At 35.7% G+C, this 15,347-nt stretch carries 16 protein-coding genes and 1 pseudogene; 5 read left to right on the top strand and 12 right to left on the bottom strand.

Annotated elements, in window-relative coordinates:
• On the bottom strand, positions 1 to 983 hold a 983-nt coding region (locus ACTHOQ_RS16720; protein WP_440497285.1), incomplete at its 3' end, for an LCP family protein.
• Complete coding sequence (locus ACTHOQ_RS16725; RefSeq protein ID WP_440497286.1) at positions 973 to 1,500, bottom strand: sigma-70 family RNA polymerase sigma factor; 528 nt, start codon at positions 1,498 to 1,500, stop codon at positions 973 to 975. The genes ACTHOQ_RS16720 and ACTHOQ_RS16725, both read right to left, overlap by 11 nt.
• A gap of 288 nt (positions 1,501 to 1,788) precedes the next feature.
• Between ACTHOQ_RS16725 and ACTHOQ_RS16730 the strand changes: the two genes are divergently transcribed.
• Positions 1,789 to 2,838: an SH3 domain-containing protein gene (locus ACTHOQ_RS16730; protein ID WP_440497287.1), complete on the top strand. Its 1,050-nt coding sequence runs from the start codon at positions 1,789 to 1,791 to the stop codon at positions 2,836 to 2,838.
• A gap of 158 nt (positions 2,839 to 2,996) precedes the next feature.
• Here the strand turns inward: ACTHOQ_RS16730 and ACTHOQ_RS16735 are convergent, their stop codons facing one another.
• Positions 2,997 to 3,914, bottom strand: a complete 918-nt coding sequence (locus ACTHOQ_RS16735; RefSeq protein WP_440497288.1) for a hypothetical protein — start codon at positions 3,912 to 3,914, stop codon at positions 2,997 to 2,999.
• A 576-nt stretch (positions 3,915 to 4,490) separates the two neighbouring features.
• On the opposite strand from ACTHOQ_RS16735, the gene ACTHOQ_RS16740 reads away from it, so the two are divergent.
• Positions 4,491 to 6,239 carry a methyl-accepting chemotaxis protein gene (locus ACTHOQ_RS16740; protein ID WP_440497289.1) on the top strand — a complete coding sequence of 583 codons (1,749 nt, stop codon included), beginning with the start codon at positions 4,491 to 4,493 and terminating at the stop codon, positions 6,237 to 6,239.
• A gap of 256 nt (positions 6,240 to 6,495) precedes the next feature.
• On the opposite strand, the gene ACTHOQ_RS16745 is transcribed toward ACTHOQ_RS16740, so the two are convergent.
• The 3 genes and pseudogenes from ACTHOQ_RS16745 to ACTHOQ_RS16755 all read right to left on the bottom strand — a co-directional run.
• Positions 6,496 to 7,065 carry a hypothetical protein gene (locus tag ACTHOQ_RS16745; protein WP_440497290.1) on the bottom strand — a complete coding sequence of 190 codons (570 nt, stop codon included), beginning with the start codon at positions 7,063 to 7,065 and terminating at the stop codon, positions 6,496 to 6,498.
• A gap of 98 nt (positions 7,066 to 7,163) precedes the next feature.
• On the bottom strand, positions 7,164 to 7,877 hold the full coding sequence (locus ACTHOQ_RS16750) for a ZIP family metal transporter (protein ID WP_440497291.1): 714 nt from the start codon (positions 7,875 to 7,877) through the stop codon (positions 7,164 to 7,166).
• Positions 7,878 to 8,008: 131 nt separating this feature from the next.
• A pseudogene (locus ACTHOQ_RS16755) lies at positions 8,009 to 8,140 on the bottom strand (GNAT family N-acetyltransferase); the annotation flags it as partial.
• 224 nt (positions 8,141 to 8,364) lie between these two features.
• Between ACTHOQ_RS16755 and ACTHOQ_RS16760 the strand changes: the two are divergent.
• Complete coding sequence (locus tag ACTHOQ_RS16760) at positions 8,365 to 9,279, top strand: tetratricopeptide repeat protein (protein WP_440497292.1); 915 nt, start codon at positions 8,365 to 8,367, stop codon at positions 9,277 to 9,279.
• A 520-nt stretch (positions 9,280 to 9,799) separates the two neighbouring features.
• Here ACTHOQ_RS16760 and ACTHOQ_RS16765 read toward each other — a convergent pair.
• From ACTHOQ_RS16765 to ACTHOQ_RS16790, 6 genes are all read right to left on the bottom strand, one after another.
• Positions 9,800 to 11,065 (bottom strand): erythromycin esterase family protein, encoded by a 1,266-nt coding sequence (locus ACTHOQ_RS16765; RefSeq protein ID WP_440497293.1) that lies wholly within the window; start codon positions 11,063 to 11,065, stop codon positions 9,800 to 9,802.
• Between the two features lie 96 nt (positions 11,066 to 11,161).
• The gene (locus ACTHOQ_RS16770) at positions 11,162 to 11,728 is read right to left on the bottom strand and encodes a DUF2812 domain-containing protein (RefSeq protein ID WP_440497294.1); all 567 of its coding nucleotides are present in this window, start codon (positions 11,726 to 11,728) and stop codon (positions 11,162 to 11,164) included.
• Positions 11,715 to 12,032, bottom strand: a complete 318-nt coding sequence (locus ACTHOQ_RS16775; protein ID WP_440497295.1) for a PadR family transcriptional regulator — start codon at positions 12,030 to 12,032, stop codon at positions 11,715 to 11,717. Before ACTHOQ_RS16775 ends, ACTHOQ_RS16770 begins: the two co-directional genes overlap by 14 nt.
• Positions 12,033 to 12,778: 746 nt before the next feature.
• Positions 12,779 to 13,132 (bottom strand): VOC family protein, encoded by a 354-nt coding sequence (locus ACTHOQ_RS16780; protein WP_440497296.1) that lies wholly within the window; start codon positions 13,130 to 13,132, stop codon positions 12,779 to 12,781.
• Positions 13,133 to 13,519: 387 nt separating this feature from the next.
• Positions 13,520 to 13,810, bottom strand: coding sequence for a hypothetical protein (locus ACTHOQ_RS16785; protein ID WP_440497297.1), 291 nt, complete (start codon positions 13,808 to 13,810; stop codon positions 13,520 to 13,522).
• Complete coding sequence (locus tag ACTHOQ_RS16790) at positions 13,810 to 14,109, bottom strand: DUF2089 family protein (protein ID WP_440497298.1); 300 nt, start codon at positions 14,107 to 14,109, stop codon at positions 13,810 to 13,812. The genes ACTHOQ_RS16785 and ACTHOQ_RS16790 overlap by 1 nt, the downstream gene beginning before the upstream one ends.
• An 88-nt stretch (positions 14,110 to 14,197) precedes the next feature.
• Between ACTHOQ_RS16790 and ACTHOQ_RS16795 the strand changes: the two genes are divergently transcribed.
• Positions 14,198 to 14,437 (top strand): cold shock domain-containing protein, encoded by a 240-nt coding sequence (locus ACTHOQ_RS16795; RefSeq protein WP_440497299.1) that lies wholly within the window; start codon positions 14,198 to 14,200, stop codon positions 14,435 to 14,437.
• Between the two features lie 166 nt (positions 14,438 to 14,603).
• On the top strand, positions 14,604 to 14,999 hold the full coding sequence (locus ACTHOQ_RS16800; RefSeq protein ID WP_440497300.1) for a hypothetical protein: 396 nt from the start codon (positions 14,604 to 14,606) through the stop codon (positions 14,997 to 14,999).
• The last annotated feature ends 348 nt before the right edge of the window (positions 15,000 to 15,347 follow it).

Consider the following 15,347-nt stretch of genomic DNA (forward strand, 5'->3'; position numbering starts at 1 on the left):
ATTTTAATAGAACAGATTTTGATTTTGATAGAAAAGTTAAGTAGCTTGATGCGACAACTATATTGACAAACACCGACTGGGGGTAGCTCCATTATGTTGTCCAGCAACTGCTCAACCGGAATATTGCCTTCAATCTTTTCCGTGAATTGTTTTAATTGTGTTTGTGTTAGTACGTTGATAGATTGATGGATGATTGCATTAATGAGGTTAGATTGGTCTTCTTCATTCAAGTTTCTTCCCACTGCAGCATCCATCAGCAGCGACACAACCTCTTCCCCATTTAAACGATTCGCCCCTTTTTTAAATTCAAAGGACACTTTGGATATAGCCCTCGCCTGAATATCCTCCTGCAAATTGTAAGCTATGCCATCCGCCGAATCAATGAGCGCCGAAAATGTTTCTAAATCTACAACAGCATAATAATCGATTGCTGCATCGACTAGTTTAGAAACCGTTGCCCTTACATTTTCAGCTCCTCCCGAACCGTGTTTATAGGCAAATGTCAGTTTACTATATGAAGCAGTCCCATCTTCATTATCCGATACTGGGGCATACGTATCCCGCGGGAGGGACAGAACCTTCATCTTCTTTTTATCCTTACTATATGTGAACAAAAGGTTTAGAGGTATTCTATTTTCATCGTCCTTCACTGTAAGTAAGGTCGTTATCGTCCCCTTCTCATGCAATGCTGTGCCACTTGCAATCCCTGTGCTATGTTCTTCGCTCACACCGCCTGTACTGTTTTCTTTGTTAGCGTTTCCACCGAAATTTGGTTGGATAAATAAAAATATACAAAGACCTATTACTAATAAAGAAATTGTAAGCGGCGCGGATTTTTTAGGAGAAGAAATAAAAGATCTCTTTTGCGCAGCATTCCCCGATTTACGAATTTGCTCAAACACTTCATCGCGGTCTTCTTTTGTAAAATTAAGTTCTTGACCATACATTTTATGGATTTCACCTTTTAATCTTTTATCTTCCATTAAACTCTGCCTCCTCTATCATTGATTCCAACCTTTGTTTCGCTCTTCTTAATCGGGTTTTCACTGTGTTGACCGGAATATCCAAAACCTTGGCGATTTCCTCACTGTTCAATGAATCATAGTAATATAGATAAACCACTTCCCGATACATCTTCGGCAGAGAAGAGATGGTATCTTTTATCTCTTCATTTTTATATTTATCCATAACTTCCTTTTCGGTTGATGGCAATATTGACTTTGCTGTTTCATTTATAAAGCTTTTCACCGCCACCATTTTGTAATGCCAGCTTTTCAGGTAATCTTTACATTCGTTAATTGTAATACGATAAAGCCAAGTTTTTATTTCCGCGTCATACCGGAACGAATCAATGTTTTTATAGCATTTGATAAAGGTATTTTGCACCATATCCTTGGCGATTTCCGCATCCTTCACATAAGAAAACGCCAATCGAACTAGCTCATTCCCGTATTCAATCATTATTTTTTCCAGCATTAAATCCTTTTCTTCTCTATCCACTCTGCTGCCCTCCTTTTTCACTCATCCAAATTCTGCTATTAGACGATTAGCAATCCGTAATCGGTTCAATTTTTGATAAATAATTTTTGAAAATGGGCGAAGGTGGTTTTCTGCTAAAAAAAGCATTGGGTAATTATAGCCGAAATAAAAAGCCTGCATTTTAGATGAACCGGCAATCATGGGTACAGGCTTTCGTATATTACTCCACTCCAATATAACCCCACATTACATTCGTGTTGTATTAAAATTACTTATATTATACTATTTTACATATAGGAGGTTTTACATATGAAAAAGATGATTTATGTATTTGTCGCAGCTTTCGTTTTACTAGCTGCATCAGTCGGCTTCGCTAATCTTACGGAAGCTAGTACAGAGCGCGCCGTTCATTCTGCCAAAACGGAAAGCGCTGTTTACGAAACCGCAAAAACAAGCGCAAAACAAGTGGCGACTGCTTACAAAGGGGAATTTGTTACAGTTATTTCCAGCAAAGACGGCTGGTCCAATGTTTTATTCAAAGGTAAAAAGGGCTATGTAAAAACCGATGCTCTCTCACCAAAAAAAGCTCCTTCCAATGTGAAGCAAGTGAGCCCGAAAGAAGGCTTGAAAATTTACGAATCACCTGATGCTAAGTCGGCCGTTTATTCATCATTAAAGCAAAACGCAGCGGTCAATGATTTCGGCGCAGTCAATAAAACGTGGTCGTTCGTCCAAACAGGAAATGTTACCGGCTATGCATTAACAGCATCGCTAAAGGCGAAAGCGGCACCAGTTGCCTCTTCGAAATCTATCGGCTTCTACCAAGGATTGGTGCCAATTGGTCTTAAGAATCAAAAGTACTCTTATTTCCTGATGGCCGATGGTTATGGCGGACATACGTTGGATAAATTCGTCTATGCCGGCAGTCAGGCATCTGGCAAGTTTTCCTTAACAATGACACAAACTCAAGATGTTTATGCAACAGATGTATATAGCGAGACAAAAACGGGCTTCACATTTAGCCCTGCGTATGGCCGGGCACCGGTTAAAGCGGATTATCCTTTAAAAGTTAATAATAAGAAAACGTATTCCGCCGAAGCATTGAAATTCGACAATAGCGGCAAGGAAAAGAAAGTAAAACAAACGTACACGACTACTGTTACAGCAGTTAACGGCACATTTGCACTTCGCAATGGCGAAAAGCTGTCTAATGTGACAGTCATTGAAATCACTGGGCCGGACAAATATAAAGCGAGCTATGTTTTCCGCTTAAACAAAGGGTTAATCTACTCTAAATCTGAATTTGCCATCGATGGAGATTATATGTATGGCGAAACTGTTGAGTTAGAGGGGCAGTAATCAAAGAAAGCAATTTCCAATTGAACGGAAAATTTAAAGAGCTGTCTGAAGAAGCGATTTTCAGACAGCTCTTTTTTATTAATTAATGCCGCGCCTTATTACTAACCGCCCAATTTCCAGAAAAAATTACGGATATCACGGAGGCCTATGTTAAATATTCAGTCATTTTTATTGTTCCTAATGATAATTTTATAAGGTATCTCCTCTATTGACAGCTCCTCCCTTTTCAATTCGATGATTTTGTCTACATATTCCGTTATTTGATTTGCCTTTTTATTAAATTTCCAAAACCATTTATGTGTATCCATGTCTGTTTTAATAATGATTTGCAATGGCTCAGGATGAAATGAGTAGGCAAATCCCCTATATTCTTCAAATTTCTTTTCAGTTTCCTCTCTAATCGCGCCAAATATCGGCTGCCATTCTTGATCGCGTATCGCACTTTCGCTTTTTTTCCGTATTTTCACCTCTAAATCCATGTTTAATTTTGAGAGAATTGTTTGACCGATAAGTTCCTCCATTTCTTTCCTCATCTTCAAGTCATTCTCCATTCCTTGAATTTCGATGATTACTTCTTTATTCGGGTCCATCGAGATTGAATTGTAAGTGTATCCTGCTTCCCTCAATAAATTTAAAATCTCATCGTAAACTTTCATCGTGGATTCCCTTAGCTTTTCATCCTCTTCACTGAAAGTAACATAATTAGCCAAATTCAAAAATTCCACTTCAAAACCATGAAAATTAATCTGTTCCGCAACGTTATGAATGATTCTTTCGATATTCACTTTATTGTCATCTATAAAACTTTGGTCCTTTACTTGCACAGTCAGGCTTTCGTCTGTGTAGCTTAATCCAATTTGTTCATATCCATTATCGTTCAGTTCCTGTGAAGCTTTTGTTAAAAATTGCTCTAATTTCATCTTTTCCTTTTTAGTTTCTTCCATACTTTTTATTAAAGCCTCTCCCATTTCTTCTGTACTTTCAGATGCCGATTCACCGGAATTTTCTGTAATAATCATAAAAGAAGCCGCAATAATGAGGAGCAGTGCAATAAATTCGATTAAAAATTTCTTCAAAATACAACCTCCTAATAAAAAGGTATGAACTTTCTTTTACATTATTCTTTTCCTCAATCCACAAACGTTATTGAAGACTTTTCTTTAATTGTTCCTCTCCACAGTACTTATGTGCATTATAAAACACTCGACCTGGAGCAGAAGATGATCAACTCTTTTTTATAAACGGACGATTCTTTTACAAACATTGGAACTTTATTTTAATCGAGTAAATTTTAACAGCCTATAATAGAGCGGTTCTCTTTTTCTGTAAATCATAGGAATTTACATAAATATGGATCTTCACCAAAAGTTGGGGATGACAAAACTTCATGCCAAGGCGAGTTGATTGGAATGGAGGGGAGGCGACTCCAGCGGGAACAGCACGAGGGAGAGACTACAGGCTCGAGCCGTGCCCGCGGAAAGCGTCAGACCCGCAATGGAAATCAACCCCATGTTATGGTGATGAACCATAAATATAACAATAAAGTAATTTATTTATTTATCCCTCAGCGAAATTTACAAAATAACATGATATCATTGAATTATGTAGATTATTGTCGAAATATATCTATATATAATTGTGGGGGAAAGCAAATGAAAAAGAAAAGTTTACAGTTACGAAGCATCTCAGGAAAATTAATGCTGCTAATCACAGTTATTATACTCGCGACAGTTGTGATTATTGGCTCAACAACTTATTTTGTGGCCAAAGATCAGCTCTTGAAATCAGGTAAAGGAGAACTGCAAAGCATTGTCGAGGGGGCATATGCTTCATTAGAATTGATTAATGAAGAAGTACAAAGCGGCAAAATAACACTGGAGGAAGGAAAAGAAAGCGCCAGAATTATTCTGAATGGACCAGTTAATGAAAATGGAGAATACGATTACCAGGAATCCCGTTTTACTTACAAGGATAATGGCTACATTTTAGCTTATGACGAGGATTTGGTGCTGCAGCTCCATCCTACCAAAATAGGCGGAGCCCCTGCTGATGAACTGAACAGAAGCAATCGGGAAAAAATTATTGCAGGCGGCAAATCCACAAATGAATCAGACCGCTTTGTCGTTTATTCTGATAGACAGTCTGATGGTTCTTTTAAAGATAAAACAGCCTATACGGAATATTTTGAACCTTGGGGCTGGACTGTCGGAATTGCTGTTTTCCAGGATGAATTTTATGAAGGATTAAACATTTTACAATATATTATCCTTGGGGCAACAGTTGTGCTCATTACTTTAAGTTCACTTGTGTTTTATTTAAGCATTCGCAGAAAAGTGAATACATTAAAAGAAGTAGCTGAAGCTTCCACAAAAATTGCCGGTGGTCATATTATTGTTACGAACCTCCCTGAATCAAGTGATGAAATCGGGAAACTTGGAACCGCTTTTAATACGATGTCGCAGCAATTGCGCATTCTCATCGAAAAAACTAAAAATACGAGTGAACAATTATTGGACTCAGCGACCAACTTATCGGCAATTTCAGAAGAAACATCTGCCAGCAGTGAAGAAGTCGGCAGGGCCATTACAGAAATTGCCACTGGTGCACAAGAACAAGCCCATGATTTGGACAAGATAAACCGGACAGTAGAGCAATTGTCAGGCTCCATAGGAACGATGGAAAAGCAAAGCAAGGTAATGTACGACATTACAAAACATGCTGAGCAAATATCATCTGAAGGAATTGAAATAGTCCACCAATTGCAACAATCAAATACCGCCTCTTTAGCGGCATCACAGGAAGTCAGCTCTGAAATCAAAAATTTGAACAGTAAAGTAAACCAAATCACGCAAGTAATGGAGACCATTGAAACAATCGCAGAACAGACAAATCTGCTAGCTTTAAATGCGAGCATTGAAGCGGCAAGAGCAGGTGAGTACGGCAGAGGATTTTCAGTTGTCGCCGATGAAATACGGAAACTGGCAGAGCAATCGAAAAACGCGACTCACCAAGTGCAGGAAGTCGTTTCATCCATCGTTTCAGAAACTACTAAAACAGTTGAAACGGTGGAAGGAACAATGAAGACTGCTAAAAAGCTAAACGATGATGTAGTGCTGACACAAAGCAAATTCAATCAAATGTCTGATTCTGTCAGTCAAATCGCCGAATCGATCGTAGTAGTCAATAAAGAAATGGACGTTATGACTTCCTATAATAAGCTGATGAATGAAGGAATCGAAAGCGCATCCAGCGTATCAGAACAGACGGCCGCTTCGGTACAGGAAATTGCTGCTTCAATGGATGAACAAATTAAGGCAATTGCCGACGTAGCCAATGCTGCTGAAAAACTAACGGAATTAAATCGTGAATTGAATTCCTTAATGGAGCGATATACTTTATAAAAGCCAGTGTTGTTATTAAGAGAATCTAAAACGACCGTAAAAGATGACCAACTCGAATATTCCACAATTATTGAAAGTATTCCGGAGCGTTCGGAAACTTGGATGAACTATACGATATTTTAAAACAAATGCACCGAAACAGTTGATTCGGTGCATTTGCTCCTTTTAGTAGATTGAATGTTCAGCCTTCAACTTCCTGAAACATAGCGAAAAGGCACAATCCCCATGCAAGAATTGCGCCCATTAGCAGAAGAGCTTATTCAATTGGTCTTAACAATAACTTCAATTCTTCTTCAATTGCAGTACCGCTATTTTTCTTTGTAATTTCAAAAGGCCTTCTATATAGACTGGCATATTTCAGCGCAAGAAAACCATCGATTGGAAACGTATAGTTTTGCCATTCCTGGCGATACCCTAAAATACCGCGCTGTTTAATAATTCGATCCAGCTCTTTCACTACGCATAATACAAATTCTTCAAAGTTGCATTTCGTTTTTAATATTTTCCTCGGTAAATGATCATTCACTTTTCTCTCTACCATGAAATTCTGTTTTTCTGTAATCGTGATTTCCAAGTCTTCAAAATCCCTCTTAAATTCCCAGCACAATAAAACAGGACCAGTATGCCATTCAATACCGCCTATTCTTTTGTGAAAAGCTCCTTCTTTCCAATTCAATTTACATAGCGGATGTATTGATGCAAGATACGAAACAAAGTCACCTAAAGCATCGGAATGAAAAGAAGGATAAAATTCCATCTTTTTATTGTTGATTTCAAATGTACATGTTGCATTGCCGCTTCTAATATCGTCATAATTGAATTTCAATCGGCCCACCCCCTGATTACTCTTTGATTGCAAAACAGAATTTCCTCTTTCAAGTGCATTCGCTGCATTTCCTTTATTTATCGGCTGAAATCTTTGAATTACAATAAAAGTAAGTAAAATATAATTATCCCTACTCCCATTAAGGTCCAAAATAAGACTTTGAGGATCGAAGTTTTGTTTATTGCCGGATATAAAATTTCCGATACTGTAACCATAAAAATAATACCCATAGTAATACTAATTAAGATGGTGTTGATTGTCTGGTGATCCACTCCTAAATAACCGCCAATAAAGACGCCTAAAGAGACTGGTATCGATACAAAAACGGAAATAAAAAAAACAAAAAAGATATTGATGCCCGCCAAAATCAAAGGAGTAAACAAAATAATTCCTTCTGGGATACTGTGGACTAAAAGCGTCTGCAATAAAGATATTGTAAAATCGGCTTCCTCAATTGCCCCTAAAGTAATCCCCATCGGTATATTGTGAATCGAGAAACTAAACATTAATAATAAACCTGTGCGAGCATACATTTTCTTTTTTGAAGTACTTTTTCTCCGCTGGCCATAATGCAACATGTTATGTAAGGTTTCAAATAGAATCATTCCTATAGCCAATCCAGTAAAGGTAATTAACCAGCCACCTAATTCAATTGCTTCAGGGAAAATTTCAAAACTGATTAAGCCCAAGATTATGCCTGCACAAAGTCCATAAATAACGTCCAGCCTCTGCTGCAATCCTTTAAAAAGCCATGCCAGCATGCCACCGATGAAAATACCTGAGAAAGTCCATAAAAAGCCCATTATCCCCATTCCGCATTATCACCTTTCAATGAGTATAATTAGTCGTATGGTTCATTCAGGCGATTTATGAAAACCATTCTTTCTTTAAAGCATTCCCTCTGCGCAACTGGTCAGCTCCAACTGCTTATGGTTGCTAGCCGCTATAGTTTTAATTTCAAACCCACATGCGTAGCCTTAAAGCCTAACCGTTCATAAAATCTTAATGTATCCGGTCTTTCTTTATCAGTTGTCAATTGCACTAAATGACAGCCGCGCTCCTCTGCCCGACGAATCCTATCCACAAGCAAAGGGAGATGGAGAGAATAAATATGAGTATCACTTGCTATGAAGCCGATACAGAGTATATACGTTATTTAGCACAAATAGAAAGGAATATGCGGAAAATGCAGTAAAGTTTTAATAAAAGATTTTATAATAAAAACAACGAGCATCCTTATTGGAAATTGATCCTTAGGGGCAAGAAAGTTTATGGTGTTTATTTTTAGGAGGAATTCGTTTGAATCTTAATCAAAAAGCGATTGAATTGCTGGAGGAAAATCAGTATGAAGAATCGTTAATACTATTTAAAAAAGCAGTAGAAATATCAAGGGACATACAATCACTCCATAACTTAGCATGGATTTACTGCAACGAAGAAGATGATGATATAAGTGCTCTCCCCTTATTAACGGAAACAATAAATTTGAACCCGAAATCGCATTTTCCTTATAATTTGCTGGGAGAGGTTTATTGTAGACAAGGGAACTGGGCATCCGCAAAGGATATATTAGAAAAGGCTATTTCGCTCCAACCGACAAAAACTGCTTACTATAATTTAGCGGTTGCCAATTATCATCTTGGGAACATAGAAAATGCTTCTAAATACTTTTTATTTGCCTCAGAACCATCTGACTATGCCATGTATAGCCATATAAAGTGTTTGATTGAATTAGGTAATAATAGTGAGGCAAAACGTCAGCTCGATACATTTTCTGATGAGCATGATGAATTTGTCGGGGAAGTGGATGTAGCAGATTTGTATGTAGAATTAAACTATTACAAAGATGCGATAAAATGGTTTGAAAAAGGCTGGAATAGTTATTGGAAACAGCCGAGTTGGATTAGTCGATATATCTATTCATTGCTAAAAATAAACAAGCCTATCCGGTCTCAAGAACTGTTGAATGAAGCAATTAAAGGAAAAACAGAAGAAATTAAAGATGCATACGATGAAGAATGCGATGAAAATTGGACAGAGAGCGATAAACAAGCCTATATTAAAGAACTGCTTGATGAAAAGAATGAATATGAGCAAATGATTGAAAAAATCCTGTTTGGCTATGTCCCGACTTTGGATTTTAAACCATCTATCCAAAAAGCCTGTTATCTTTTTGGCTGCAATCGCCATAGTCACACCGAATATACCGGATAATGACTTTTAGAAATCTTATTTATTGGTTTACTAATCTTGTTTTATTAATTGACACGTTGTTAATTCAAAACTCTATAGTTTCAGCTACATTAAGGGAACAACTGAAAATTGTTTACGCAGAAGTTTATAAGAAGCAATGGATTTTATAATTTCAAATGCTCAATTTGATGAAAGAAAATTAACCAGTGACTATTTACAAGGCAAAAACCCCTTGCACCTTCAGTTATTATGCCGATGGATGCAGGGGATTTTATTGTTTATTTTACTGGATGGGTATTGTCTTCTTTTATCGAATGGAGTATATACTCTTCAGGTTCATTGACTTTCCCTTCAGCTGATACGGAATAACCGATTGTGCTAATAGCAACTATTAAGAAGTAATCCTATTAAACTTATTCTTCCTTTTTCACAGCAAATCTCCTCGTATATTAAATTCAGTATAATCTAACCTGAATATAATCGCTAAGTTACAATATTATGGAATTTCGATTACTTTATGCTGTTTTCCTGTTAAATAGTGCTATTCCATGACATTTGTCGGTGTTGCAGCCTTCACAATAATCACACTGTCATATGCTTCGTTAGGTATCATTTCAATAGTATAAAACTTTTTTAAAGTTTTGTACCACCCACGGAAGTCATCCCCGATATTCGCCATTTTTTGTTTCCTTGAGATGATATCCAATAACTCACTCGACTTACTCGCTTTTTCAAAATCAACATAGAAAACATTTGGCTCCACATCACTGAATGCATCAACTAAATCATTGCGATTCTCGAGTGTATGAATTTGCCGTTCACCGGATCCGCCATTTTTCGCCTGGAACTCGCTGGTCATAAAATCAGTACCAATTGCAAAGTATTTTTCGCCATATAACTCATCTAAATAATTTCCCATCGATTTGTAGCCAGCCAACGATGCAGACGTTTTTTCAATATGGCCATTATGACCCGTAACGAATATGTTATCGTGGCCTCGCTCTGCTTCAAATTCAGCAATCCATTGTAAATTATCCGTCAAATATTGATCACGAAGTTTCGTATAATTTGCTTCATTTAAAAATAGCTGTGTACGCTGTTTCAGGATTTCCGCATATTGTAAAGCAAAGAGATAGGATTCCTTAGACGACTGATCCACGTACTTCACTTCATTTGTTTGCATGTCTAAAATGATAGTGTCTATTGTTTTATCGATTCCGTTCAATTGCTTCATTGTCAGTTTACGCATTGTATCATTTGAAACATGCTCCAGCTGTGAGGCGTATTTTTTGAATGCCTTTGCATTAACAACGCTATAATAGTCAAGCACGCCTTTTTTACTGTAGTCATAGCGTTGCATATCATTTCCATAAAAGTAAACTTTACGGTCACCCTCCACTTTCGTGTTATAATCATGCATCCATTGAACAAGATTGATCATCTGTTCCGTTTTATAAATACTATAATCAAGAGTGTTCACAGCATCTTCTGCCGTACCAACACCATTTAAAATGAATTGATTGATTTGCTGTCCGCCTCCAAAATCGCCTTCCAAGACAAAAACACGGACATTTTCTTTTTTCACCAATACTTCAAAAACATCCTTTTTCAGCTCTTGAAATTCGATATTCCCATGTGTTGCCTCACCTAATCCAATCACCTTTACGCCATCCGGGATTTCGATTTCTTCAATGGTTGATATATATTGGTCCGCTTCATCAAGTGCTTCTGCAGTCCCGCATCCAAATAATAAAATAAATAGAGAAAATGCTCCAATCAATAAAGAACTTTTTTTCAAAAAATTCATTTTGTAACCCCCATATTATTTAATATTTTTACGGCCAAGATAGATAGACTTTTGCTGAACATGTTTTTTTAAATATGACATTATGGCGTTCTCGTATTACTGCTCTCTTAGCATGGAATATTTTCGGTAAACTTTATAGAAACTGCTGCCAAAGAAAATCGTCATTAGAGCAGGACATGACCTTAAAAGGGCAAATGGCGTTTCAAATAAAAAAGCTTTCCAAAATAATGCACCTTTCATACTCCAAAGACCTTCCGTTAAATATAAGCCCGAATCTTTGTAAATCATATAAGAAATAAGAAAAGATACTACAGTTAAACTAGATGTATAATTCATCACTCTTTTATAATAATTACTCTCGGATTGACGATCTGAATAGAGGTCATTTTGAGCATCAGCTTCTTTTTGCCAATACTGTAAACCACGCTGGTACCCCTTTATACAGCTCCATCCAAAATCCTCATACATCTCTTTGTAGTCTTCGAACTTTTCCTTTGGTAAATAATCCTGATAATCAAGTCGCATCACATATCGCTTGTCAGTCTTTTCGAACGTATATATCCCTAATCCACTAATATTCGTACACCGAAAGCCGCTTTGTAATTGCTTGTTCAGCCACTTTTCTTCTTTTTCAATATCAAAAAAGCTCTTAATTTTTATCATTCAAATCACTTCCTTCATAAAGGGATAGAATATGCTCTAATCTGTTTTGTTCCATTTTTAAAATTGCCCTTCCTTCTTCCGTGATCATATACACTTTTCTCCGGCCTTCTTCACCAACAGGTTCAATCCAGCCATGCTTATTCAAATTTTCAATCGCACCGTATAATGTACCTGCTGCTAAAATTACCATACCGTTACTCATCTGTTCGATTTTCTGCATTGCGGCATAACCGTGAAGCGGCTCACGCAGAGCTAATAAAATATAATGCATCGTTTCAGACAACGGCAATAACTTATGTTTCATATCCTCAACCTCTATTCAGTTCGACTATATAGTTCAACTTAATAATAAATTAATACAGTTCAACTGAATAGTCAACTACATTTTTAAAATTGGTCTGAAGCATTTGTTGAAAAAAGCCCGAATTTAGAGGAAAGACCAATATAAAAAGTCGCTTTCCTTACATTAGGAAAAGCGACTTTTGTATCGTCTTATTTAATTAAACGGTTCGATTATTGAGATCTTTTTATAAAACAGCATTTATGCGTTTAGTGCAAAATAAAAAGGGAGCATAATGCAACGGGAAATTCCAGCACTATGCTTCCTTATAAGCGCAAAAAAATATCATTGTAGACACCCTTCAAATCTACCAGCCTTCTAATTGACATAAAAGTCGATTAGGAGGAATTGAAGGGATGCCTACACTAATGCAAATCCATCATATCAAATTTTAAGAGGATAAAATCAAGAATGTCTAATACAAGGGAAGCATCAAATTTATATATATTGGCCGTGTACCTTTAGTCACTTTGTTTGATAATTTATTATCTGCTGTAGAACTAATGAAGGAAAAAAGTGATCGAAACTTAGTGAAGCAATGCCATTAAATATATTATTAGCAATGAACAGTTATATGTGCTTGACTGTCTGATTCTAATTTACTTTGTAGTTACTTATTATTATCAACAGGTATTATCCTTCGATTAACCTTTTTATTTATCGTTTAAACTAATGTTGTAAAAGTTATTGCGCCTTAACATTACTACCATTCAGCATTGGCAAACCATTAAAATATTCCCATCTGGATCTTTGAAATTAAAATAATGGTTATGTTCAATCTCTGTAATCAAATTAACACCCTTGTTACTCATAAATTGAAATGCCTCTTTGATGTTTTTTGTATTCAAATGAAATGCTGGTGTTTTAAATATTTTTTCCTCTGAATAAATTTTACTGTCTAGCACAATTCCTGTACCTTCCATAGGTATAACATAAAGATGACCAAACATTATTTCCTCCTCATTTTTAACTCCTAAAATATCACAGTACCAATCCCTCGAATCTTCTATATTGCTCACTGGGATAAATACAGTACCAATCTGGTTTAAGATAGGATTAGCCATAAAACCACCCCTTTTAAATTCTGCGTTCAATAAACATTCGACATATTTAATGTGAAATCCCTTCTTTTTAAAGATTTAAAATTCCGGCTCACCTTTTTATAAAAATCGTAACATTATTTTAAAGCTACAAGACGATATAGCTTGGAGAAAAAGCTTGAACAACAACATTTCGCAAACCCTTATTTTACGATAAATAAAAACAATCTATTTTGAAAAAGGATTAATCAGGGATTCAAATATTTTTCATCTTGATTATTTCCATAACGTAAAAAAACCTCACCTGTATCTTTACTCCAAACAGTTTCAAACCTATGTAGATTTCTGGATACGCGTTTATAAATATCCCCTTTTTTATAAGCTTCGGTAGGTGTAGTTCCTAATTACTCCTTATAATATGTCGTGTGCCTTCATTTTGAGTAGCTCTTTTTCTTGCTTGATTTTAAATGCTTTTCTTCCTTGTACCCATTGGCCTAGAAGAAAGACAAGTCCAAAAGCCATAATCAGAATTTGCGATAAAACTGTATCATCCGTTGTAAAAAGTATTGTTCCTCTCCATATGACAAAGGCAGCGGGTAACAATGCACCCCAAAACATATGACGACGGCTGGCTAAAAAGTATTGACTGCCTAAACAAATAGCAATAATTAATACATTTGTAATATCACCAAATCCAAACATTAACTTTCATTCCTTTCTTTTTTATATTTTTCAATAATCAATTTTGCTTCTTCTAATTCAATACGGTCATCTATAACAAGCTGTTTTACAAACTGAATAAAGTCTTCATTTTCCGTTTCATCACTCAATTTAATTTTTTCGATTAAACGATCAAGCTTGATTCTTACAGTTGGATAAGACACCTCGTAAAGCTTTGCAACTTCCTTTAATGATCCTGAATGAATGACAAATTTTTTAATAAATTCTAAATCCTCTTTTTCTAATGCATAAATCCAACTTGGAACATCTTTACTCTCCATTCCACACCCTCCAATTTAACTTAACTTAATTTAACATTAATATATTTATAAATAAAATTCAACTTTATTTTAACTTTATTTAGTTTTAATGAGATATAACATTAAAGGGGTCTGTAAAATTTTCCATGAAGAAGAGGGTTGGGGTTGGGGATGGATTTCAATTGAAGGTGAGGATGATGTATGGGTACACTTTAGCAGTATTCAAATGGATGGTTTTAAATCACTTACTAAAAGTGACGTAGTATCGTTTGACCTTGAAGAAAATTTAAATTTAAAAGAACAGTCACGTCGAGCTATAAATGTTAAGAAACTTGTTAAATTTAAATAACAAGTACTTTAGTACAAAAGCATTTCAAAACGTCCCCAAACATGAACCGCTTTGGGAAGGGTTTTAAATCTATATAAGTCTTACTTTAAGAATTATTATTCATTGAATATTCAGTATTCTTAAGTATAATATATATATATATATAATTATTGGAAAGGGGATATAGATGAAAAAGAAATTAAGTGTATTTTTACTATTAACAATATTGGCTTGTGGTATTTTTTCATTTTCAAATAATTCTTATGCAGTGATACAGGAGAAAGAATTAATAGACGGCTTTCATTCTACGGAGTTTCAAACTGAAACAATTGTAGATTTTCAAGGTATTTCCTACTTAACTACGAAAGAATATTTACAAAAACCTTCTGGATTACCTATTTATAAAACTAAATTATTTTATGCCGATTTCCGTGAAGCACCCGAGTTTATCGAATTTACAAAAGATGTTGAAGGACATTTGTATAAAGGTACTCTAGAATTATATCAAACCGAAAAAGATATTGCTGCCTGGAAAGCTATGTATAGGGGGATAATCTCCAAAGTCGAATCGTCTAACGAATAACAGTTACATTTCATAAAAAATTTATACAAGCTGTATTCAAATAAAGTTCCCAAACAAAAGTTTGAGAATGCACAGATAAAGCACGAACGTTATTAAATCAGCGTTTCGTGCTTTTTCGTATGAACAATGGTTATGCAGCATTTTAAACAGATGGCTTAAGCGTTTGATGCAGCGATGTCTGTACTTTCTTGGCGTCCTCTACATCTTGCATAACATTGTGTATATTTCTGATCGTTTTAAATTCGCAGTTTTCTGACGATAACCTCATTAAAATGTTGTTTAATTATACGGCCCTTTAATGGAATAACTTTATTGTCACTTAACAGGTTCTTAATCTATATAAAAAAC

This window comes from Solibacillus silvestris, assembly GCF_051967575.1.
Classification (GTDB): Bacteria; Bacillota; Bacilli; order Bacillales_A; family Planococcaceae; genus Solibacillus; species Solibacillus silvestris_B.